Origin of the sequence: Paraburkholderia sp. SUR17 (assembly GCF_029536165.1) — a bacterium.
GTDB lineage: Bacteria > Pseudomonadota > Gammaproteobacteria > Burkholderiales > Burkholderiaceae > Paraburkholderia > Paraburkholderia kururiensis.
In genome coordinates, this window is sequence record NZ_CP120508.1 from 229,139 (window position 1) to 250,477 (window position 21,339).

At 65.2% G+C, this 21,339-nt stretch carries 20 protein-coding genes; 16 read left to right on the top strand and 4 right to left on the bottom strand.

What is annotated here, in order from left to right; all coding sequences use genetic code 11:
• Positions 1-30 precede the first annotated feature (30 nt).
• From P2869_RS01020 to P2869_RS01045, 6 genes are all read left to right on the top strand, one after another.
• A complete protein-coding gene (locus tag P2869_RS01020; RefSeq protein ID WP_277597224.1) occupies positions 31-996 on the top strand; it encodes an MlaD family protein in 966 nt (321 codons plus the stop codon).
• Positions 997-1,061: 65 nt separating this feature from the next.
• Positions 1,062-1,733, top strand: coding sequence for an ABC-type transport auxiliary lipoprotein family protein (locus P2869_RS01025; RefSeq protein ID WP_277597225.1), 672 nt, complete (start codon positions 1,062-1,064; stop codon positions 1,731-1,733).
• A 218-nt stretch (positions 1,734-1,951) separates the two neighbouring features.
• Positions 1,952-2,269: a ferredoxin gene (locus tag P2869_RS01030; RefSeq protein ID WP_017772568.1), complete on the top strand. Its 318-nt coding sequence runs from the start codon at positions 1,952-1,954 to the stop codon at positions 2,267-2,269.
• Positions 2,266-2,910 (top strand): alpha/beta hydrolase, encoded by a 645-nt coding sequence (locus P2869_RS01035; RefSeq protein ID WP_277597226.1) that lies wholly within the window; start codon positions 2,266-2,268, stop codon positions 2,908-2,910. Before P2869_RS01030 ends, P2869_RS01035 begins: the two co-directional genes overlap by 4 nt.
• 464 nt (positions 2,911-3,374) lie before the next feature.
• Positions 3,375-4,604 (top strand): D-alanyl-D-alanine carboxypeptidase family protein, encoded by a 1,230-nt coding sequence (locus P2869_RS01040; RefSeq protein WP_277597227.1) that lies wholly within the window; start codon positions 3,375-3,377, stop codon positions 4,602-4,604.
• Positions 4,605-4,766: 162 nt separating this feature from the next.
• On the top strand, positions 4,767-5,036 hold the full coding sequence (locus P2869_RS01045) for a DUF493 family protein (protein ID WP_026120995.1): 270 nt from the start codon (positions 4,767-4,769) through the stop codon (positions 5,034-5,036).
• A gap of 20 nt (positions 5,037-5,056) precedes the next feature.
• Here P2869_RS01045 and P2869_RS01050 read toward each other — a convergent pair whose 3' ends face one another.
• On the bottom strand, positions 5,057-6,016 hold the full coding sequence (locus P2869_RS01050) for a transcriptional regulator GcvA (protein ID WP_277597228.1): 960 nt from the start codon (positions 6,014-6,016) through the stop codon (positions 5,057-5,059).
• A 100-nt stretch (positions 6,017-6,116) separates the two neighbouring features.
• On the opposite strand from P2869_RS01050, the gene P2869_RS01055 reads away from it, so the two are divergent.
• The 6 genes from P2869_RS01055 (at position 6,117) to P2869_RS01080 (ending at position 13,657) form a co-directional block, all read left to right on the top strand.
• Positions 6,117-6,443: a DUF2917 domain-containing protein gene (locus P2869_RS01055; RefSeq protein WP_017772573.1), complete on the top strand. Its 327-nt coding sequence runs from the start codon at positions 6,117-6,119 to the stop codon at positions 6,441-6,443.
• 56 nt (positions 6,444-6,499) lie between these two features.
• Entirely contained in the window at positions 6,500-7,276 is a 777-nt protein-coding gene (gene lipB / locus P2869_RS01060; protein WP_026120996.1) for a lipoyl(octanoyl) transferase LipB, read from the top strand.
• Between the two features lie 13 nt (positions 7,277-7,289).
• Positions 7,290-8,291 (top strand): lipoyl synthase, encoded by a 1,002-nt coding sequence (gene lipA, locus P2869_RS01065; protein ID WP_017772575.1) that lies wholly within the window; start codon positions 7,290-7,292, stop codon positions 8,289-8,291.
• 650 nt (positions 8,292-8,941) lie between these two features.
• Entirely contained in the window at positions 8,942-10,225 is a 1,284-nt protein-coding gene (locus tag P2869_RS01070) for a dicarboxylate/amino acid:cation symporter (protein ID WP_026120997.1), read from the top strand.
• A 28-nt stretch (positions 10,226-10,253) separates the two neighbouring features.
• Positions 10,254-12,281, top strand: a complete 2,028-nt coding sequence (locus P2869_RS01075; protein WP_277598175.1) for an ATP-binding protein — start codon at positions 10,254-10,256, stop codon at positions 12,279-12,281.
• A 20-nt stretch (positions 12,282-12,301) separates the two neighbouring features.
• Positions 12,302-13,657: a sigma-54 dependent transcriptional regulator gene (locus tag P2869_RS01080; RefSeq protein ID WP_026120998.1), complete on the top strand. Its 1,356-nt coding sequence runs from the start codon at positions 12,302-12,304 to the stop codon at positions 13,655-13,657.
• A gap of 117 nt (positions 13,658-13,774) precedes the next feature.
• Here P2869_RS01080 and P2869_RS01085 read toward each other — a convergent pair whose 3' ends face one another.
• On the bottom strand, positions 13,775-14,299 hold the full coding sequence (locus P2869_RS01085; protein ID WP_026120999.1) for a TlpA disulfide reductase family protein: 525 nt from the start codon (positions 14,297-14,299) through the stop codon (positions 13,775-13,777).
• Between the two features lie 138 nt (positions 14,300-14,437).
• Between P2869_RS01085 and P2869_RS01090 the strand changes: the two genes are divergently transcribed.
• The gene (locus P2869_RS01090; protein ID WP_277597229.1) at positions 14,438-15,115 is read left to right on the top strand and encodes a hypothetical protein; all 678 of its coding nucleotides are present in this window, start codon (positions 14,438-14,440) and stop codon (positions 15,113-15,115) included.
• A 341-nt stretch (positions 15,116-15,456) separates the two neighbouring features.
• On the opposite strand, the gene P2869_RS01095 is transcribed toward P2869_RS01090, so the two are convergent.
• Both P2869_RS01095 and P2869_RS01100 read right to left on the bottom strand, forming a co-directional pair.
• Complete coding sequence (locus P2869_RS01095; protein ID WP_277597230.1) at positions 15,457-16,995, bottom strand: YifB family Mg chelatase-like AAA ATPase; 1,539 nt, start codon at positions 16,993-16,995, stop codon at positions 15,457-15,459.
• Positions 16,996-17,101: 106 nt separating this feature from the next.
• Positions 17,102-17,356, bottom strand: a complete 255-nt coding sequence (locus P2869_RS01100; protein WP_017772582.1) for an accessory factor UbiK family protein — start codon at positions 17,354-17,356, stop codon at positions 17,102-17,104.
• Between the two features lie 409 nt (positions 17,357-17,765).
• Between P2869_RS01100 and P2869_RS01105 the strand changes: the two genes are divergently transcribed.
• The 3 genes from P2869_RS01105 (at position 17,766) to gshA (ending at position 21,201) form a co-directional block, all read left to right on the top strand.
• Positions 17,766-18,104 (top strand): P-II family nitrogen regulator, encoded by a 339-nt coding sequence (locus P2869_RS01105; RefSeq protein WP_006048089.1) that lies wholly within the window; start codon positions 17,766-17,768, stop codon positions 18,102-18,104.
• A 26-nt stretch (positions 18,105-18,130) separates the two neighbouring features.
• A complete protein-coding gene (locus tag P2869_RS01110) occupies positions 18,131-19,639 on the top strand; it encodes an ammonium transporter (RefSeq protein WP_126877699.1) in 1,509 nt (502 codons plus the stop codon).
• A 272-nt stretch (positions 19,640-19,911) separates the two neighbouring features.
• Positions 19,912-21,201, top strand: coding sequence for a glutamate--cysteine ligase (gene gshA / locus P2869_RS01115; protein WP_017772583.1), 1,290 nt, complete (start codon positions 19,912-19,914; stop codon positions 21,199-21,201).
• Positions 21,202-21,339 lie beyond the last annotated feature (138 nt).

Genomic DNA, 21,339 nt, shown 5'->3' on the forward strand with positions numbered 1-21,339 from the left:
CATTTCCGGTGTGAACGAGGGAACCTGACGATGGAAAACAAATCCCACGCCTTCTGGGCCGGGCTCTTCACGGTGGCGCTGCTGCTCGCAATCGGCGCGGCGGCGTTCTTCTTCAACGTCGATCGAACCGTGCGCGTGCCGTACGACCTCATCGCGCGTACCAACGTGACGGGGCTCTACACCGACGCGGCCGTGCGCTATCGCGGCCTCGACGTGGGCAAGGTGCAGTCCATCCACTTCGACCGACAGCATCCGGGGCAGATCGTGATCCGCATTCTCGTCGACAAGAACGCGCCCATTACGCAGTCCACCTTCGGCAGCCTCGGGCTGCAGGGCGTAACGGGCATCGCCTTCGTGCAGCTCGACGATACCGGCGCGAAACCGGCACCGCTCGAATCGTCGCCGAAGCAGATCGCGCAGATTCCCATGCATCCGGGGCTGTTCGACCAGTTGCAGCAACGCGGCGACGTGCTCATGCGTCAGCTCGAACGTGTCGCAACCGACGTGGACAACATGCTCTCCGAAGAGACCCGCCGGCAACTGATGGCCACTGCCGCGAGCCTGCAGCACGCGGCGGACGGCGTCACGACGCTCACGCAGCAGATGGCGCCCGCCGCAGGCAAGCTCTCGGGCACGTTGACTACGCTCGACACGACGCTGGCCTCCACGAACCAGCTGATTTCGAGCATCAACCGTCCCGACGGGCCGTTCGAGACGAACCTCAACAAGGTGGGCACGGCGGCGCAGCAGGCGGGTGACGCGCTGACGTCCGTGGATGCTTCGCTGCAGGAGCTCTCGTCGCGCGTGGGGTACGACACGCTGCCGCGCGTGAACTCGCTCGCCGACGACGTGCGCTCGGCCGTGCGTTCGGTGGATAGCGCCGCGGAGACGTTCAACGCGAACCCGCGCAGCGTGCTGTTCGGCGGCGCGCCGCATGCGGCGCCTGGCCCTGGCGAAGCGGGTTTCGCGTGGCCGGCGGCGCACGCGAACCGCTGAGGTGCCACGGAAGGCGCGACCGATGGCGTCACGGCGCGCAAGCACAACAATCGAAGGGAAAGAACATGCCAGATGCAATTGAACGGGTCGCCACGGGGCGGCAGCAGCCAGGCGGCCTGAAGCGGCTGGCGAGCCTGAAGGGCGGTCTCGCCGCAGGCACCGCAGCCATGCTTTGCCTGCTGCTTGCCGCGTGCGCCGGCAATTCCGCCGTGCTCTCGGACATCCGCTACGACTTCGGTCCCGCGCCCGCGGCGCCGGCATCGGGCACGCTGCCCGCGGTGAAGGTGCTCGACGTGGGCGCGCCCTCGACCATCGACAACGACAGCCTGCTTTATCGCTTGAGCTACGCGAACGCCCAGCGCACGGGCGCCTACGCCGACACGCACTGGACCATGTCGCCCGCGCGGCTTCTCACGCAACGGCTGCGCAACACGCTCTCGTCGCACGGCACGGTGCTGACGGGCGGCGACGGTGTGCGTGCGCCCGTGCTCAAGGTGGAGCTCGAGCAGTTCGAGCAGGTTTTCGACAGCCAGACCGAGAGTTCAGGCGTGGTCACCGCGCGGGCCACGCTCTTTCAGGCGGGCAAGGTGTTGAGTCAGCGCACCTTCATCGCCCGCGCACCGGCCAGTTCGCCGGACGCATCGGGCGGTGCCCGCGCACTCGCGGCGGCAAGCGACGACCTCGTCGCGCAGATCGGCGCGTGGCTTGGCGTGCAGGCATTGCTCGCAAACCAGTGAGCGCGCGCGGCGCGGCCGAGGCCGGTGGGGCGTCCGGTCGGTCGCTATAATCGGCCGGTCGTGGTTCAGTCGTCAGCCGGGCAAGCCCCTTCGTTTGCAACAGCCTTCGCGCCGTGCCGCTAAGCCCAAGCCTCTGGGCAAGGCTCGCGCCGTGCGGCCGACGACGAACACCAGCCGCCTTCTCCGCGAATTTTTCCGCCATCTTTCCACGATAAGCCATGGATTCCTTCTACCAGTACCACGTCTTCTTTTGCCTGAATCAGCGCGAGCCCGGTGCGGACCGACCGAGCTGCGGCAACTGCAACGCGCAGGCCATGCAGGAGCACGCGAAAAAGCGCGTGAAGCAACTGGGGCTCGCCGGACCCGGCAAGGTGCGCATCAACAAGGCCGGCTGCCTTGATCGCTGCGAGGAAGGGCCCACCGTTGTCATCTATCCGGAAGGCACCTGGTATACGTACGTCGACGAAAGCGACATCGACGAGATCGTCGAATCGCATCTTCAGCACGGCAAGGTGGTCGAGCGCCTCAAGATATGAACGTCCACACGCAGAAGTATCTGGTCGACGGGCCCGTCGGCAAGATCGAAGTCGCGCTCGATCTGCCCGACCAAACCCGCGAGAACGGCGCCGCGCCACGTGGCATGGCGCTCGTCGCGCATCCGCACCCGCTTTTCGGCGGCACGATGGACAACAAGGTCGCGCAGACGCTTGCGCGTACGCTCGTGCAACTCGGCTACGTCACGTATCGCTCGAATTTTCGCGGCGTGGGGCAGACTGCGGGTGAGCACGACAACGGCATCGGCGAACAGGACGATCTGCTCGCGGTACTCGACCACATGCGCGCGCAGCCAGGCGATGCCGATCTGCCGCTCGTGCTGGCCGGTTTCTCGTTCGGCACGTTCGTGCTTTCGCATGTTGCGAAGCGCGTGACGGAGGCGGGCGGCGCGATCGAGCGGATGGTGTTCGTGGGCACGGCGGCAAGCCGCTGGGAAGTGGCGCCTGTGCCGGAAAACACGCTCGTCATTCACGGCGAACTCGACGACACGGTGCCGATTCTGTCCGTCTTCGAATGGGCGCGGCCGCAGGAGCTACCCATCGTCGTCATTCCGGGCGCAGAGCATTTTCTGCATCGCAAGCTGCATGTTCTCAAGCGCATCATCGTGGACGCGTGGCGATAGGGCAGCACCGCGAGGCGCGTTACGCGTCTCGCGTGTAATCGTCGCGTAACCTCCATCGCGGGTATCGTGCACGCGACGCATTTTGCGAAAACCTTCATACAGGTACGCGTAAAACACGAAATCCTCACCCGCTCGGCGCGGTGCCGCACGAAGCGGCGCGTATAATGAGCGCTCTTTTTTGGGCGCTGCGCCGTGCGTTTTGCGGGTCGGGCGTCGCTTGCGGACATGCTGCACGCCGCGCGAACCGTTCGCGCCACGGCGAGTCCAACGAGCGCCGCGAAGCCGACCTCATCCGCCTTGTCTCGCTGCTCCGTGTGCATCCGGTCGTATCCGTTTGCATCACGTGAAGCCAGCAGAGCGTGCCGCACAGCGTCCGCCCTCCGGCTCATCCCAAATGCGTGCCGTATCGCGCGAAGCCCGTGCGATACGGCACGCACAGCCCAAATCAAAGCTGAAACGATCCTATGCGTCTCGTCACTTCCGGTACTTCCCCTCTGGTTGCTTCCCCGTCTTTCGCTCACCGTTCCGTTGCCCGCGCAGTTGCGCTCGGCGTGCTGCTGCCGGCAACGCTCGTTGCGGCAGCGGCTGCCTTTGCACAGGTGCCGCCGCCCGCGGTGAACGCGCGTTCGTGGGTGCTCATCGATGCCACCGCGAACCAGGTGCTCGCGTCGGGCAATCCCGACGAGCGCGTGGAGCCGGCTTCGCTCACGAAGCTGATGACGGCCTATCTCGTCTTCGAAGCATTGCAGACGAAGAAGATCACGATGGAGCAGACCGTCATGCCGAGCGAGGCCGTGCGCCGCGTTCGCAACGACGAGTCGCGCATGTTCATCGAGGCGAACAAGCCGGTGACGGTGCACGACCTTGTCTACGGCATGATCGTGCAGTCGGGCAACGACGCCGCCATCGCGCTCGCGGAACTCGTGGGCGGCAGCGAGTCGCAGTTCGTCAACATGATGAACACCGAGGCGCAGCGCCTCGGCATGACCCACACGCACTTCGCCGACGTGAACGGCATGCCCGATCCGCAGCACTACACGACGGCAGGCGACCTCGCCGTGCTCTCCACGCGCCTGATCCGCGACTTCCCCGACTACTACAGCATCTTTTCGGTGAAGGAGTTCACGTACAACAAGATCAAGCAGCCGAACCGCAACCGGCTGCTGTGGATCGACCCGACCGTGGACGGCCTCAAGACCGGCCACACGCAGGCGGCGGGCTACTGCCTGATCGCCACGGCGAAGCGTCCGCTGCCCGGCGTCAGCGATGCGTCGCGCCGTCTCGTCACGGTGATGATGGGCGAGCAGAAGGAGCACGACCGCGTGCAGGACAGCCTGAAGATGCTGAACTACGGCTACACCGCATATGACACGGTGCGCCTGTACAAGGCGAATCAGGCCGTCGCCACGCCGCGCGTCTACAAGGGCGCGGCCGACACCGTGCAGGTGGGCGTGAAGACCGATCAGTACATCACGGTGCCGAAGGGCGCGGCCGACAAGGCGAAGCCGCAGATCGAGATTGCAAGCCCGCTGATCGCGCCGATCGCGGACGGCCAGAAGGTTGGCACCGCGAAGCTCGTCGCGGACGGCAAGACGCTCACCGAATTCCCGGTGGTCGCGCTGAAGGCGGTGCCGCAGGCGGGCGTCGTCGGCCGCGTATGGGATTCGCTGATGCTGATGTTCAACAAGAAGTAAGCGCAATGGCGCGGGTTCCCCTTCGGCGGCGGCGTCTGCGAAGTGGCGCCGGTCTGTGCGGGTATGCGGCGCTCTCTGCCGCATGCCCGTCCGCGAGGCAAGGCGCACAACACGCACAAGGCGCACAATGAGCCCTTCGCCGCGGCGCTCGAGGAGTAACGCATGAGTCCGATGAACGAATCGCTATTCGAATTTCCCTGCGATTTTCCGATCAAGGTGATGGGCAAGTCACACCCGGAATTCGCCGAAACCATTGTTGCCGTGATCCGCAAGTTCGACAGCGGGTTCGACGCGTCGCGCGTGGAAGTGCGTCCGTCGAGCGGCGGCAACTACACGGGCCTCACCGTGACGGTGCGCGCGGTGAGCCGCGAGCACCTGGACGACATCTACCTTGCCCTCACCGGGCACCCGATGGTGAAGGTCGTCCTGTAAGTCAAATTCCTTCGATTCCGCTACCTCTCGTCTGCGGGCAGGGCCTCACGCGCGCGCTGTGAGCTTTCCTCGCATGCGCGCTGGAACAGCAGCTTGAAGCTCGCCACCTCTTCGAAAATCCAGTTCCGGAATGCCTGCACACGCTCGGTTTGCAACATGTGCGGCGGGCAGATGAAGTAGTAGCTCCAGGGGCTGGGGCCATCGATCTCGAACAGTCGCACGAGTCGCCCCGCCGCGATCTCATGCATCGCGAGCGAGCGGCGCACGAGCGCGATGCCCTGGCCGTCCATGGCGGCCTGCAGCAGGTTCGACGAATCCTGGTACAGCACGCCGCGTTTGGGCTCGGGCACGTCGTCGAGCCCGGCGGCGTCGAACCATGGGCGCCAGAGTTCGTCGTCGGAGCGCAGCAGCGCGAGCTTAGTCATCTCCCGCGGGTTCCTGGGTAGCTTGCCGCCGTTGAACTGCGGCGAGCATGCCGGAAAGAAGATCTCCTCCAGCAGCAGTTCAGCGTGCAGGCCGGGGTAGCGGCCGTAGCCGAAGCGGATCGCGGCGTCCACGTCGTCGCGGGCAAAGTCGGTGAGCGCGTTCGTGGAAAGCAGTTCCAGATCCCATTTCGGGTGCGCCTCGATGAAGCGGCCGATGCGCGGCGTCACCCAGCGCGCGGCAAACGAGGTCAGCATCGAGACAACCAACCGGCGCTCGCGGTCGCCTGCGCGAATCTCGCGCGTGGCATCGAGCAGGGCGGCCAGCGCGGCGCGCACCTGGGTCGCGTAGCGGCGGCCCGTATCGGTGAGCCGCACGCGCTTGCCGTCGCGGGCGAACAGCGTGACGCCGAGGTCGGCTTCCAGCGCGCGAATCTGGTGGCTCACGGCGCCGTGCGTGACGAACAACTCGTCGGCGGCGCGGGAGAAGCTCTCGTGCCGCGCCGCGGCCTCGAATGCCTTGATCGCGTTCAATGCAGGTAACTCGCGCAGGTCCATCGCAATTTTTCTCACATACCGGTGAAAAATGGTCGTTTTGCCCAATCCCTTGCGGCATCTACGATTCTAGCCATCAAGACGATTTTTGGCGGAGCGGATCATGCGAGAAATTTCCTCAAACATCACGTTCGAAATCCACGCCGGCGAGACGGTGCCCATGAAGGTCGCCAACAGCACTCGGCTAACCGTGCACGGCGGTCCGGTCTGGGTCACGCGCAGCGACGACGTGGAGGATTACTGGCTCGAACCGGGCCATACACTGCGGCTGCGGCGCGGCGAACGGCTGTGGCTCAGCGTGGAAGGGGCGCCGGCCGCACGCGTGGCGTTTGCCATTCCGGCGCGGCCGTCGGAGCGGCTCATCGACTGGGCGGCCCGTGCCGCGCAACGGCTCGGCGTGCGCGTGGGCGACGGCTGGCGCACGGTGTGAGCGCCGCCGGGCGATGTCCGGCGGCGGGGGCGGGATTTCGGTAAACTGCGCACATCATGTGTGCCACGCCGGTTTCCCTGTCCCCTTTTCCCTCAGACGATTGCGCGCCCGCTGCGGAAGCGGCCACGGCGCCTTGCGCTTCGGACGCGATTCCCCTCGTGCTGCGTTGGCGTGGCACGGAAGCCTACCAGGCGAGCTTCGATGCGATGCGCGCTTTCACCGAAGCGCGCACGCCCGGCACGCCCGACGAAATCTGGCTCGTCGAACATCCGCCCGTCTTTACCCTCGGCCAGGCCGGTAACCCGAGCCATCTGCTCGTTGCCGACAGCGGCATTCCCCTTGTGAAGATCGACCGCGGCGGGCAGATCACTTACCACGGCCCCGGCCAGGTCGTCGCCTATTTGCTGCTCGACCTGCGCCGCCGCAAGCTCATGGTGCGCGACCTCGTCACGCGTATCGAGCAGGCCGTGATCGATACACTCGCGTCGTATAATCTCGCGGGCGAACGCAAGGCCGGCGCGCCCGGCATCTACGTTGCGCCCGGCCCCGCAGCCGGCGTTCATGTCGGCGCCAAGATCGGGGCACTCGGGCTGAAAATCCGCAACGGCTGCAGCTATCACGGCGTGAGCCTCAATGTGAACATGGATCTGCGGCCGTTTCTCGCCATCAATCCCTGTGGCTATGCAGGGCTCGAGACGGTTGACATGGCGACGCTCGGCGTCGCCGCGAGCTGGAACGACGTGGCGGCCACGCTCGCCCGAAGTCTCACTGCAAACCTCGACGGCACGCGCGCGGCCGTCGCCCAACCGCAGGCCGGTGCCGCCACCGCCTGACTGGATCGAACGAATGACTGACGCTACCGCGAACCTCGCTGGCACGCCGGCTCCCGACGCTGCCGCTCCCGCGCCCTACGACGCCACTGCGAAACAGAAGGCGCAGGCGAAGACCGCGCGCATTCCGATCAAGGTCGTGCCGATCGAAAAGCTGAAGAAGCCGGAGTGGATCCGCGTGAAAGCGGCCACCGGTAGTTCGCGCTTCTACGAGATCAAGCAGATTCTGCGCGAGCACAACCTGCACACCGTGTGCGAGGAAGCGAGCTGTCCGAACATTGGCGAGTGCTTCGGCAAGGGCACGGCGACGTTCATGATCATGGGCGACAAGTGCACGCGCCGCTGCCCGTTCTGCGACGTGGGCCACGGCCGTCCCGATCCGCTCGATCCCGAGGAACCGGCGAATCTGGCACGCACGATCGCGGCGCTCAAGCTCAAATACGTGGTGATTACGAGCGTGGACCGCGACGACCTGCGGGACGGCGGCGCTGGCCATTTCGTGGAGTGCATCCGTGAAGTGCGCGCGCAGTCGCCCGAAACGCGCATCGAGATTCTCACGCCGGACTTCCGTGGCCGCCTCGACCGGGCGCTCTCCATCCTCAATGCCGCGCCGCCCGACGTAATGAATCACAACCTCGAAACGGTGCCGCGTCTCTACAAGGAAGCGCGTCCGGGCTCGGACTACGCGCATTCGCTCAAGCTGCTGAAGGACTTCAAGGCGCTGCATCCCGACGTCGCGACGAAGTCGGGCTTGATGGTTGGGCTGGGCGAGACCGAAGAGGAAATCCTTCAGGTGATGCGCGACCTGCGCGCACACGACGTCGACATGCTGACGATCGGCCAGTATCTGCAGCCTTCGGAGCACCACCTGCCGGTGCGGGCATACGTGCATCCCGACACGTTCAAGATGTATGAAGAAGAGGCCTACAAGATGGGTTTCACGCATGCCGCCGTGGGCGCGATGGTGCGCTCGAGCTATCACGCAGATCTGCAGGCGCACGGCGCGGGCGTGGTTTGATTCATCGCCGCGGTGTCTGCTCTGTGGGGTCCGAAGCTTGGCTTGAGGGCGTACGCGGAGGCGCTACCCGGTCCTGCACGGGGTTTTGACAATAGTTGACTTTGGGCGCCCGTCTGCGCGCTTAAGATTGATCTGTGGGTGCCGTAACTGACCGTTTTCGGTGCCCACAGGCCTGCAAGGGTCTCCGACTTCTCTTTCGTATGCCTTCCCGCCACCGGGAAGGCATTTTTTTGGCCGCTTGTTTTTCCGCGCGGCCAAGTCGCTGTTCTTCCCCTTGTTTCCCCTGTTGTGCGCCCGGCATGCGTGCAGCCGTGTGCTCACGCGCCGCGACGTCCGGAAAGTCGGACGGCTCGCGTCCCGGTTTCCGGAAACCCGGACGAACGACGGCAGGGGTGCAGAAAAATCTCAAATAAATCAAGTTGATAAGGGCGTTACGCAACTGGCATCGCCCTTGCAATGAAGACGCGCGGCCGCAACGGCCTCATTACTAAAGCAAGGAGACAATCGATGCTCAAAACCCCTTCCCGGTACTTCTGAACCCGTCGTCTTGTCGCGGCTTGCCCGCTGCATCCCGACGAGGTTTTCATGCGCCCGTACGCGACGCGGCGGCCGGCCACCGGCTCCCATGTGCAGCAACACCAGCAGGAACCATCGTGAAGAAACCCATTTATAAAGTGCTCTACGTCCAGGTGATCGCCGCGATCGTCATCGGCATCGTTCTCGGACATTACTCGCCGGCGCTCGCCATCGACATGAAGCCGCTCGGCGACGCGTTCATCAAACTCATCAAGATGGTGATCGGGCCGATCATCTTCTGTACCGTCGTGACCGGTATTGCCGGCATGCAGGACATGAAGAAGGTTGGCCGCGTGGGCGGCAAGGCGCTGCTGTACTTCGAGATCGTTTCGACGTTCGCGCTTCTCATCGGCCTCATCGCCACGCACGTGCTCAAGCCGGGCGTCGGCTTCAACGTGGATCCGGCGACGCTGGACGGCAAGGCAGTCGCCTCCTTCGCGGCAAAGGCCCATGGCCAGAGCACGGTCGACTTCCTGATGCACATCATTCCCGACACGTTCTTCTCGGCGTTCGCCCAAGGTGAAATCCTGCAGATCCTGCTGATCGCGCTGCTGTTCGGCAGCGTGCTGGCGACGCTCGGCGAGCGCGGCCGTGTGGTGACGGACTTCATCGAAGGCATTTCGAACATCCTGTTCGGCGTGGTGCGCATCGTCACGAAGCTCGCGCCCATCGGCGCGTTCGGCGCGATGGCTTTCACTATCGGCAAGTACGGCCTGGGTTCGCTGCTGCCGCTCCTGAAGCTGATCGGTACCTTCTATCTGACGGCCGCAGTCTTCGTGATCGTGGTGCTCGGCATCATCGCGCGCGCAGTCGGCTTCAACATCTTCCGCTTCGTCAGCTACATCAAGGAAGAACTGTTGATCGTGCTGGGCACGAGCTCGTCGGAAGCCGCGCTGCCGCAGCTGATGCAGAAACTCGAAAAGCTCGGCTGCTCGCGCTCCGTGGTGGGTCTCGTCGTGCCGACCGGCTACTCGTTCAACCTGGATGGCACCAACATCTACATGACGATGGCCGTGCTCTTCATCGCGCAGGCCACCAACACGGATCTCACGCTCACGCAACAGCTCACGCTGCTCGCCGTGACGATGCTCACTTCCAAGGGCGCAAGCGGTGTGACGGGCGCCGGCTTCATCACGCTCGCCGCGACGCTCGCCGTGGTGCCCACCATTCCGCTTTCGGGCATGGTGCTGATTCTCGGCATCGACCGCTTCATGAGCGAATGCCGCGCGCTGACGAACATCATCGGCAACGGCGTGGCGACGGTGGTGGTGTCGGCGTGGGAAAAAGAGCTGGACCGCTCGAAACTGCGTGCCGGCCTCTCGGGCGAAGTGGCCGTCAGCGAGACCGCCGGAGCCTGATGCGATGCATGACGCGGCGCCGTGCCGGATGGCCGCGGCGCCCGCGCAGCACGCCTCGGGCGGCGTGTCCGGATATGCCACAATGGGCGGGTATCACCCTCTGGAATCCGCTGCCGTGACGCGCCGCCTGCTGATCCTCTTCGCGCTTCTCGCCGGGCTCGCCGCAGCGTGCGCGCTCACGTGGACGGTTGCGTGGCAGCACGGCATCGACAACCTGCGGCGCAACGCTGCCGTGCGCGGCGATCGCCTTACCAGCGCGCTCAAGAGCACGCTGGAGCGCTACGAATCGCTGCCGTATCTGGTGGCCGGCCATCCCGCCGTGCAGGAGGCGCTCGTCACGCCGAACCCCGGACCCGCGCTCGTCGCGCGCGCGAACCGCTACCTCGAAGATGTGAACCGCCACGCGCGGGCCACCACCACCTACATCATTCGCGCGGATGGTCTCTGCGTGGCCGCCAGCAACTGGCAGCAGCCGGACAGCTTCGCCGGCGTGGAATATCGCTTCCGGCCGTATTTCATCGATGCAATCAAAGGCGGCGTGGGTCGCTTCTTCGGCATCGGTACGATCTCGCATGATCCGGGGTACTACATTTCGCAGCCGGTGCTGCGCTATGGCCGTATCGTGGGCGTCGCGGTCGTCAAGCTGAATCTCGAATGGTTTCCGGGCACGGATGTGTCCGAGCCACTCTTCGTCACCGACGACCACGGCGTGATCTTCCTGTCGTCGGTTCCGACGTGGAAATACCATACCGTGCGGCCGCTCTCCGGCGCCGTGGCCGATTCGATCTATCAGACCCGCCAGTACGCACAGCAGGACATCACGCCGCTGCCGGTCACCGTGCAGCAGGTGCTCGAAGGCGATGCGCGCATCGTGCGCGTAGGTGGCGGACGCGGCGCCGTCCGCTACCTCGCCACGCGTCGGGCCGTGGGCGAGCCGGACTGGCATCTGGTCACGATGTCGCCGGTCGATGCCGTCGACGCCGACGCCCGCAATGCCACCGTCGTGACCGGCTTCGGCTATGTGTCGCTGTGTCTGCTCGCGTTCTATTGGCGCATGCGCCGCGCGCGCGTGCGCGAGGTGATGCGCAGCCGCGCGCTGCTGCAAAAGGCGTATGCGGAGCTCAATGAACGCGTGGCAGAGCGCACCGTCGACCTCTCGCAGGCCAACGAACAGCTCAAGAAAGAAGTCTCGGAGCGCACGCGCGCCGAGCAGGAATTGCGTGCCGCTCACGACGAACTCGTGCAGGCCAGCAAGCTCGCCGCGCTTGGCCAGATGGCCGCCGGCATCACGCACGAACTCAACCAGCCGCTCGCGGCGCTGCGCACTTTCTCGGACAACACGCGCCTGCTGCTCGAACGCGGTGATTACGGTTCGGCTCGCGAGAATCTGTTCGCGATCGCGTCGCTCACCGAACGCATGGGCAAGATCACGAATCAGCTGAAGCTGTTCGTCGGGCGGGCGCGGCCGCGCAGCGCGCGGGCGCCGGTGGCGAGGGCGCTGCGCAATGCGTTGTCCGTTTTGCAGAAACGGCTCGAACAGGTGGAGCTGGACGTGAGGCTGATCGAGGCCCCCGAGGTCGACGCTGAGGCTGGCGCGGGCGCGGGCACCGCCGCGCCGGTTCGCCGCCCGTTCGACCTCAATGCCGAAGGCGCCGACGAAAGCGTTTCGCTCGTTGCTCAATGCGACGACCTGCGCCTCGAGCAGGTGCTGATCAATCTGATTGGCAACGCGCTGGACGCGGTGGCGGGCATGCCGCACCCGCGCATCGAGGTATGCATCGACGCAAGCCAGCCCGAGACGGTCGCGCTCTCCGTGCGCGACAACGGCCCGGGCATTCCGGAAGACGTGCTGCCGCGCCTCTTCGAGCCGTTCTTCACGACCAAGGAGATGGGGCAAGGGCTGGGACTCGGCCTTGCGATTTCTTCGTCGATTGCTCGCGACTCCGGCGGCTCGCTCACTGCACAAAACGCGACAGACGGCCCCGGCGGCGCGCTCTTCGTGCTCACGCTGCCGCGCGCCGCCGTGCCGAAGCCCGCGCTCACGGCGAGCTCATGAATCAGGATAGCGAACGAATCATGGTGAAAGAAGGTTTGCAGGTGCTCTATATCGAGGACGACGAGCTCGTGCGCCGCGCTGGCATGCAAAGCCTGCAACTGGCAGGCTTCGACGTGGTCGGCTATGCGTCCGCGGAAGAGGCGATGGGCGCGATCAGCGCGGATTTTTCCGGCGCGATCGTGAGCGACATCCGGCTACCCGGAGCAAGCGGGCTCGACCTGCTCGCCCATTGCCACGAGCGCGCGCCCGACGTGCCCGTGATTCTCGTCACCGGTCACGGCGACATTTCAATGGCCGTGCAGGCGATGCGCGACGGCGCGTACGACTTCATCGAAAAGCCGTTTCCTTCGGAACGGTTGACCGAGACGGTGCGCCGCGCGCTGGAGCGGCGCAACCTGATGCTCGAAAACCTGGCGCTGCGCCGCGAACTGGCGGGGCAGAACGCCGTGGCGCCGCGCATCATCGGTCGCAGTCCGGCCATGGAGCAAGTGCGCCGGCTCATTGCCAACGTCGCGCCGACGGACGCATCCGTGCTCATCAACGGCGACACGGGCGCGGGCAAGGAACTCGTCGCGCGCAGCCTGCACGAGATGTCGCCGCGCAAGGACAAGCCCTTCATCGCCGTGAATTGCGGTGCGCTGCCCGAGCCGATGTTCGAATCGGAGATGTTCGGCTACGAGCCCGGCGCCTTCACGGGCGCTGCCAAACGGCGCATCGGCAAGCTCGAGCACGCATCGGGCGGCACGCTGTTTCTCGACGAGATCGAGAGCATGCCACTTTCGCTTCAAGTGAAACTCTTGCGCGTGTTGCAGGACGGCGTGCTGGAGCGGCTCGGCTCGAACCAGTCGATTCGCGTGAATCTGCGCGTGGTGGCAGCGGCCAAGGGCGACATGCTGGAGCTGGTGGCCGCCGGCACCTTCCGCCGCGACCTGCTGTACCGCCTCAACGTGGTGACGATTTCGCTGCCGCCCCTTGCGGAACGTCGCGAAGATATCGTGCCGCTCTTCGAGCACTTCCTGCTGGAAGCCGCCGTGCGCTACGAGCGGCCCGCGCCCATTCTGACCGAGCGCCAGCGTCTCGCGCTGATGCAGCGCGACTGGCCGGGCAACGTGCGCGAAGTGCGCAACGCTGCGGAGCGCTACGTGCTGGGCGTAAGCGAGGATTCTTTCGCCGCGTCAGGCGGCGAGGCCGACGCGCTGTCGCTCAAGGAGCGAGTAGAGCAGTTCGAGCGCGCGGTGATTGCCGATGCGCTCGCGCAGTGCGGCGGCGCGGTAGCGGCTGCGGCGGACCGCTTGCAACTCGGCAAGGCAACGCTCTACGAGAAGATCAAGCGATACGGGCTGGCGGCTCGTGCGGAAACCGAGCGCGGCGGGTGACGGAAAACGAAAACGCCGGCCTAGGGGCCGGCGTTTTCGTTAAAGCATTTTGTTCGTCTTTGATTGCGGAGTGGCAGCGTTCTGTCGCAAGCCGCCGCATGCAGACGCGTCGGCGTCTCAGGTGCTCAGCGCTTTTTGCAGCAGCTGGTCGAGTTCCGCGAACTGCGGTTCACCGACATAGCGCTTCAGGATCTTGCCGTTGCGGTCGATTACGAACGTGGTCGGTGTGAGTTGCACGTTACCGAACTGCCTGGCGGCGGAGCCGTCGTCGAGCGCTACCTTGAACGGCAGCTTGCGCGTTTCGGCGTAGTTGGCGACGTACATCGGCGCGTCGTAGTTCATCGCCACGGCAACGAATTCCAGTCCCTGGCTCTTGAAGCGGTTGTACGTCTGGACCATCTGCGGCATTTCGTGCATGCACGTCGTGCAGCTCGTCGCCCAGAAATTCACGAGATAGACCTTGCCCTTCAGTTCGGACGTGGAGACCTTCTGGCCGGACAGCAGCGTAAAGGTTGCGTCGGGTGCGTGCTGCTGGCCGTTGAAGGCGAAATAGCCCGCAACGGCAATAGCGCCCGCGACAACCGCCGCCGCGATGTACCGCACCGGGCTGGAGCGACGAGTGGAAACAGATGATTGATTCATGGATGGAACCTCGGTTCGCCGCGACCCGGCGCTCAACGCGATTAACCTGCTTATTCTAGCGGCAATCGGCGACTGCGGCAGAATGCCGAGCGGCGACGGATAATGCCATTCCGGTTTCCCGTACCTTTTATGCGTCTCATGTTCCGTACCGTATTTCTCTTTGCTTTCCGGCTGTTTTCATCCCGCTTCCCTCTGTCGCAAACGAAATTGTGTCCGACCGGCGCGAAACACGGCGCGTTGCCGACTGGCCGCAACTTCCGCCTGGCAGCGCGCGCCACACTGGAACAGTTCCTGCGGCTGGCGTGTGGCGGGCTGGCTGCGACCGCGCTGCTGGCGTGCACGCCCACCTACGACTGGCGCACGGTGACGAACAACGACAGCGGCTACACGGTGGACTTGCCGGCCCGGCCGGGTACCGATGACCGTCGCGTAGACATCGACGGTACGCCCATGCAGATGCACATGCAGACCGCCGAGGCCGATCACGTGGTCTTCGCGGTCGGCACCCTCACTTTGCCGAGCGGCGACCCGCAGCTACAGCAGAAGGTGCTCGACTTCCTGCGCGACGGGATGGCCCGCAACGTGGGCGCGCAGCCGAGCGGCCGGGCGGTGCAGATTCCGCTTGCAGCAGGCGGCGCCGTGCTGGGCTTCGAAATGACCTTGAGCGGGAAAGCCGGGCCGAAGCAGGAGCCGCGAATGATTCATGTACGGCTGGTGGCCAAGGGAACGCACGTGTACCAGGCGGCGGTGATCGCCAGCAAGGAGCCGGCGCCGGAACAGATCGATCAGTTTTTCGGGTCGTTCAAGCTGTACTGATCACTAAACGCGGCGCCGAAGTCCGTATGAAGATGCCGTAGACCAATATGTTAAATGAAGGCTCCTTGGCAGCTTTGTACGCTAATGCACGGATTTCACGAGGATTTTTCCGTGTTCCAGACTGGATGTGGATAACTCTGTTGAGAACTCGGCCGAAATTCGCTGAAAGGCCCGTCCCGTGGGCTTTCTGTCAGTTTGCAAGCAAATCGGGGCGTGGACGAAAATCCAATAGAATCAATGAGTTTCGTCGCGCCGTTCGATGAATTGCCGGAAATCTTGTTCCGCGGCGGCCATTAGTCGTATTTGTGCATAAGTCAAGTCTTGACACGCGCTTTTTGCCTTCATACGGATAGCGCGGTGCGCCGGTACTGGATGGCTTCGGCGACGTGCGCGGCAGTAAGCCGATTGGCACCGGCCAGATCGCCAATCGTGCGCGCGACCTTCAACACGCGGTAGTACGCCCGCGCCGACCAGCCAAAGCGCTCGCCCGCTTCCCGCAACAGCGCTTCGCCGTCTGCATCCGTTTCGCACACCTCGTCTACCTCCCGCCCCGCCAGTTCGCGATTGGTCTTCCCCTGTCGAGCCAACTGGCGCTCGCGTGCAGCGCGGACGCGCACGGCAATCGCGCCGCTCGGCTCGCCTGGCGCGGCGGCGCGGCCAGCAAGTTCGGCCGCGCTGAGGGCGGGAATCTCGATCTGGATGTCGATGCGGTCCAGAAGCGGCCCCGAGAGCTTGCGCATGTAGCGCGCGGCGCCGTCCGGCGTGCAGCGGCACCGGCCGCCCGGATCGCCGCGCCAGCCGCAGGGACAAGGATTCATGGCCGCCACGAGCTGACAGGCGGCGGGGAAATCTGCCTGCAGCGCGGCGCGCGAGATCGTGATGCGGCCGGCTTCGAGCGGCTCGCGCAGTGTCTCCAGCACGTGACGATCGAATTCGGGCAGTTCATCGAGGAAGAGCACGCCGAGGTGCGCGAGCGTAATTTCGCCGGGCTGCGGTGGATTGCGTCCTCCCACGAGCGCTGCCGCGCTCGACGAGTGATGTGGTGCGCGAAACGGGCGCTGCCGCCATTGCTGCGGCGAGAAGCCGACCATGCTCGACGACATCAGGGCGGCCGAACTGAGCGCTTCTTCGTCCGTCATGGGCGGCAGGAGTCCCGGCAAGCGTGCGGCCAGCATCGATTTGCCGGCCCCCGGCGGCCCGATCATCAACATATGGTGGCCGCCCGCAGCGGCCACTTCGAGCGCGCGTCGCGCGCCGCGCTGGCCGATCACGTCGGCCATGTCGGGTACGGCGCGGCAAGGCGTATCGGGCAGCACCGGCGTATCGACGGGGGAAAGGCGGGCGTCGGCCGCTCCAGCCAGGTGTGCGCAGAGCGACGGCAGGTCCGCGGCTCCGAATACCGCGACGCCCGGTACGAGGGCGGCCTCGGCCGCGTTTGCCGCGGGCAGGTAGAGTTCGGGCGTCCGGCCCTCGGCATTGGCGCCGCCGCGCGCGGTGCCGCATGCCATCGCGAACGCGCCGCGCGTGGGCCTCAGCGCGCCGGTAAGCGAGAGTTCCCCGGCGAATTCGCGCCCGGCCAGCGATTCCGCAGGAATCTGGCCGCTCGCAGCCAGAATGCCGAGCGCGACGGGCAAATCGAAGCGCCCCGATTCCTTGGGCAGGTCGGCGGGAGCCAGGTTGACGGTGATCCGGCGGACCGGAAAGTCGAAACCGCAGTTTTGAAGCGCGGCGCGAACACGCTCGCGGCTTTCGCGGACTTCGAGGTCGGGCAGGCCGACCATGGAGAACGAGGGTAATCCGTTGGCGAGGTGAACCTCGACCGTGACTTCGGGCGCGCGGCCAGCAGCCGGCGCGCGGCTGCGCACCACGGCAAGCGACATGTTTTCCTCCCGGTGAAGCAGCCCGGCGGCGGACGCCCGGGCTACCTCGAAACGCTGATGACTCTACGGCTCGCTTGCCGTGGCTCGGGTCTCGACTCGCGAGACCTTACGAGGACTGTGCCGTAGCGAGCTTCTGCTCGAGTTCGGCGACGCGCCGCTCCAGTTCTTCGAGCCGCGAGCGCGTGCGCACGAGCACCTGAGTCTGCGTATCGAATTCCTCGCGCGTGACGAGGTCGAGCTTCGAGAAGCCCTGCGAGAGCATTGCCTTGACGTTGCGCTCCATGTCCTTCGCGGGCGAGTTCTTCAGCAACTCCCCAATACGGGCCTGCAGATCGTTGAAGACGTCGTTCGGCTGTTTCATTTCAAACCCCTTTCTGCACAGAGACTGTGCAAGTTTCGTTGTGACTGTGCTGAGCGGCGCGCAATGAACAATTTTGGTGCGTGAAACACGAGCCACCTCACATTCATGGGCGCCTTTGGTGCGGGCGCTGCCCGGCCAACCGTGCGGACACTCTAGCAACGATCGCGTCGTGGCGCCACCCAGCGCGGCCCACGTTAGCCGTCAGGCCAGGGGCCTTGTTGCGGCGGGCGCAGAGGTGCGTTGGCCATGCGGCTATGCAAATTGGCATGGGAGTTGCTGTTACTGCCCCGCGCACCGAAAGCCGGCTCGCCGGCGGTGCATCGACGCGGTTGGGGAGTACCGCATGTCGACGGACAGGGCACGAAAAACGGGTTACGCAAAGGGTTACGCAACTTCAGCGAGGATTTCAATGAAACTCATTACCGCAATCATCAAGCCGTTCAAGCTCGATGAGGCGCGCGAAGCCTTGTCGGCCATCGGCGTCTCCGGGATCACGGTCACGGAAGTGAAGGGCTTCGGACGGCAGAAGGGGCACACGGAGCTTTATCGCGGCGCCGAATACGTCGTGGACTTTCTGCCCAAGGTGAAGATCGAGGCGGCAGTTTCCGACGACATCGTCGACCAGGCGATCGAGGCGCTGGAGCGTGCCGCGCGTACGGGCAAGATCGGCGACGGCAAGATCTTCGTCACGCCGATCGAACAAGTGATCCGGATCCGCACCGGCGAAACGGGCGCGGACGCCCTGTAAGAATACAGAGACAAGAGGAAACGAAGATGCGCAAAGTATTGATGTCATTGTTCATGGCCGGCTCGCTGCTGGCGGGCGGTATCGGCGCTGCACTGGCCGATGACGCGTCCGCGCCGGCGGCCGCTTCCGCTGCTGCATCGGAGCCGGCCGCAAGTGCCGCGCCCGACGCATCGGCGGCGGCTCCGGCGTCGGCACCTGCTGCAGACGCATCCGCAGCACCGGCGGCCAGCGCCGCCGCAGCACCCGACGCGTCGGCCGCTTCGGCCGCCGCTGCGGCTCCGGCCGCGCCCACCGCGCCGTTCTCGGTCGATTCGTCGAAGATCAATTCCGGCGACACCGCGTGGATGCTGACCTCCACCGCGCTCGTGCTGTTCATGACGATTCCGGGTCTCGCGCTCTTCTACGGCGGCATGGTCCGCAAGAAGAACGTGCTCGCGACGATCATGCAGAGCTTCGCGATCACCTGCCTCATCACGGTGATCTGGACGGTGATCGGCTACAGCCTCGCGTTCACGCCAGGCAACTCGTTCATCGGCGGCTTCTCGCGCGTCTTCCTCGCCGGCATGAACTACATCAAGGGCGACAAGGCGACGACGCTCACGGTGAGCCACCTCGCGACCACCATCCCGGAGACGGTCTACTTCGTCTACCAGATGACGTTCGCGATCATCACCCCGGCGCTCATCACCGGCGCGTTCGCGGACCGCATGAAGTTCTCGGCGATGCTCGTGTTCATGGCGCTGTGGTCGATCCTCGTCTACTCGCCGATCGCGCACATGGTCTGGGAACCGACCGGCTGGCTCGCATCGGCAGGCATTCTGGACTTCGCAGGCGGCACGGTGGTGCACATCAACGCCGGTATCGCCGGTCTCGTGTGTGCGCTCGTGCTGGGCAAGCGCGTGGGCTATGGCCGTGACGTGATGGCTCCGCACAACCTCACGCTGACGCTGATGGGCGCCGCGATGCTGTGGGTGGGCTGGTTCGGCTTCAACGCGGGTTCGGCAGTGGCGGCGGATGGCCGTGCCGGTTTCGCAATGCTCACGACGCAAGTGGCGACGGCATTCGCCGCGCTGGGCTGGATGTTTGCCGAGTGGATCGCCAAGGGCAAGCCCTCGGCGCTGGGTATCGCGTCGGGCGCCGTGGCGGGTCTGGTGGCCGTTACGCCGGCCTCGGGCTTCGTGGGTGTGGGCGGTGCGATCGTGATCGGCATCGCGGCTGGCGTGATCTGCTTCTGGTCGGCCACGTGGCTCAAGGGCAAGTTCGGCTATGACGACTCGCTCGACTGCTTCGGCGTGCACGGCGTGGGCGGTATCGTCGGCGCAATCCTGACCGGCGTGTTCGCGGTCAAGGACATCGGCGGCGCCGACGGCAGCGTGGTTCTGCAGCTGAAGGGCGTGCTCACCACCGTGATCTACAGCGGCGTGCTGAGCTTCATCCTGCTGAAGGTGATCGACATGGTGATCGGCCTGCGCGTCACGGAAGAAGAAGAGCGCGAAGGTCTGGACGTGGTGCTGCACGGCGAGCACGTCGAATAAAGGGATTCGGGGCGGCCGCCCGGCCGCCCTCACGGAGTAACAAGCGCAGCGACTTTGGCCCGCCTTATGGCGGGCTTTTTTCTGCCTGCCGCTTTCGTTCTTCTTTCCCGGACGCCGGCAAAACGGCGCCCGCGCGCCAGCCTCCTTTCCCCTCCCGCCTATCAGGGCTATAGCCACAATGCATGCGCCCCCCGCTTGCCAACGGAGAAAGCGGCCCCAAATGCACAAGGCATTTGCTCTACAATCTTTTTTCTCCCGTCAGCGAGTGATCAATGGTTCCGCATCTAGTTACGGCGTTAAACGGCCCGCTGCTCGATCTCGAGCGGAAGATCCTCGACGCCACGCCGGCGATCGAACGCTGGTTCCGGCTCGAATGGCAGGAGCACACGCCGCCGTTCTACTGTTCGGTCGATCTACGCAACGCGGGCTTCAAGCTCGCGCCGGTCGACACCAACCTCTTTCCGGGCGCCTTCAACTGCCTGCCGCAGGAAGTGCTGCCGCTCGCCGTGCAGGCCGCCATGGCGGCCATCGAAAAGATCTGTCCGGACGCGAAAAACCTGCTCGTGATTCCGGAGCGCCACACGCGCAACGCGTTTTATCTGGAGAATGTGGCGCGGCTCGCCACCATCATGCGCCAGGCGGGACTCAACGTCCGCTTCGGCACGCTCGACGAAACCATTGCCGGCCCCGTCACGATCACGCTGTCTGACGGCCAGAAGATCGTGCTGGAGCCGCTCGAGCGCACGCCGCGGCGGCTGGGGCTGAAGAACTTCGATCCGTGCTCGATCCTGCTCAACAACGATCTCTCCGGCGGCATTCCGCCCGTGCTCGAAAACCTGCATGAGCAGTATCTGCTGCCGCCGCTGCACGCCGCGTGGGCGGTGCGCCGCAAGTCGACCCACTTCTCGTGCTACGACGACGTGGCCAAGAAGTTCGCGAAGATGGTCGAGATCGATCCGTGGATGATCAACCCGTACTTCGCGCACGTCACGGGCGTGGATTTCGAACTCCGCACGGGCGAAGAAGCGCTGGCCGATGCGATCGACGGCGTGCTCAAGAAGATCGCGCGCAAGTACCGCGAGTACGGCATCTCCGAGCGCCCTTACGTGGTGATCAAGTCCGACGCGGGCACCTACGGCATGGGCGTGATGACGGTTCACGACGCCTCGGAAGTCGCGGCGCTTTCCAAGCGCGAGCGCACCAAGATGGCGGCGACGAAGGAAGGGCTGGAAGTGCACGACGTGATCGTGCAGGAAGGCGTCTACACCTTCGAGCACGTAGGCGACGAGGTGGCCGAGCCGGTGGTCTACATGATCGACCGGTATGTGGTGGGCGGTTTCTACCGTGCGCACGGCAGCCGTGAGCGCGACCAGAACCTCAACGCGCCGGGTATGCACTTCGTGCCGCTCGGTTTCGAACACACCGCGCTGCCCGACGCCCATGCGAAGCCGGGCGCGGCGCCGCCGAACCGCTTCTACATGTACGGCGTGGTGGCGCGGCTGGGGCTGCTTGCCGCGTCGGTGGAACTCGAGAAGACCGACCCGGAAGCCATTCAGGTGTAGCGCGAGGCGCGTCGCCGCGTTTGGGCGGCACGGCCGACGGCGCTCCTCACGGTCAACGCAAGTGAGGCGCCGCGCCACCGCGCGGCGGCCGCACGCTGGCGAGGTGCGCAGCGCGGCTGTCTGGCGCGGTACCGGGCG

What these genes read in the sequence shown, in the direction of transcription:
- P2869_RS01035 (WP_277597226.1), top strand. Translation starts at nt 2,266, where the DNA reads ATGAACGTCCACACGCAGAAGTATCTGGTCGACGGGCCCGTCGGCAAG.
- lipB (WP_026120996.1), top strand. Translation starts at nt 6,500, where the DNA reads ATGTGTGCCACGCCGGTTTCCCTGTCCCCTTTTCCCTCAGACGATTGC.
- P2869_RS01080 (WP_026120998.1), top strand. Translation starts at nt 12,302, where the DNA reads ATGGTGAAAGAAGGTTTGCAGGTGCTCTATATCGAGGACGACGAGCTC.
- P2869_RS01025 (WP_277597225.1), top strand. Translation starts at nt 1,062, where the DNA reads ATGCCAGATGCAATTGAACGGGTCGCCACGGGGCGGCAGCAGCCAGGC.
- P2869_RS01095 (WP_277597230.1), bottom strand. Translation starts at nt 16,995, where the DNA reads ATGTCGCTTGCCGTGGTGCGCAGCCGCGCGCCGGCTGCTGGCCGCGCG.
- P2869_RS01110 (WP_126877699.1), top strand. Translation starts at nt 18,131, where the DNA reads ATGCGCAAAGTATTGATGTCATTGTTCATGGCCGGCTCGCTGCTGGCG.
- P2869_RS01040 (WP_277597227.1), top strand. Translation starts at nt 3,375, where the DNA reads ATGCGTCTCGTCACTTCCGGTACTTCCCCTCTGGTTGCTTCCCCGTCT.
- P2869_RS01020 (WP_277597224.1), top strand. Translation starts at nt 31, where the DNA reads ATGGAAAACAAATCCCACGCCTTCTGGGCCGGGCTCTTCACGGTGGCG.
- P2869_RS01100 (WP_017772582.1), bottom strand. Translation starts at nt 17,356, where the DNA reads ATGAAACAGCCGAACGACGTCTTCAACGATCTGCAGGCCCGTATTGGG.
- P2869_RS01085 (WP_026120999.1), bottom strand. Translation starts at nt 14,299, where the DNA reads ATGAATCAATCATCTGTTTCCACTCGTCGCTCCAGCCCGGTGCGGTAC.
- gshA (WP_017772583.1), top strand. Translation starts at nt 19,912, where the DNA reads ATGGTTCCGCATCTAGTTACGGCGTTAAACGGCCCGCTGCTCGATCTC.
- P2869_RS01090 (WP_277597229.1), top strand. Translation starts at nt 14,438, where the DNA reads ATGTTCCGTACCGTATTTCTCTTTGCTTTCCGGCTGTTTTCATCCCGC.
- P2869_RS01055 (WP_017772573.1), top strand. Translation starts at nt 6,117, where the DNA reads ATGCGAGAAATTTCCTCAAACATCACGTTCGAAATCCACGCCGGCGAG.
- P2869_RS01050 (WP_277597228.1), bottom strand. Translation starts at nt 6,016, where the DNA reads ATGGACCTGCGCGAGTTACCTGCATTGAACGCGATCAAGGCATTCGAG.
- P2869_RS01105 (WP_006048089.1), top strand. Translation starts at nt 17,766, where the DNA reads ATGAAACTCATTACCGCAATCATCAAGCCGTTCAAGCTCGATGAGGCG.
- P2869_RS01075 (WP_277598175.1), top strand. Translation starts at nt 10,254, where the DNA reads ATGGCCGCGGCGCCCGCGCAGCACGCCTCGGGCGGCGTGTCCGGATAT.
- P2869_RS01045 (WP_026120995.1), top strand. Translation starts at nt 4,767, where the DNA reads ATGAGTCCGATGAACGAATCGCTATTCGAATTTCCCTGCGATTTTCCG.
- lipA (WP_017772575.1), top strand. Translation starts at nt 7,290, where the DNA reads ATGACTGACGCTACCGCGAACCTCGCTGGCACGCCGGCTCCCGACGCT.
- P2869_RS01030 (WP_017772568.1), top strand. Translation starts at nt 1,952, where the DNA reads ATGGATTCCTTCTACCAGTACCACGTCTTCTTTTGCCTGAATCAGCGC.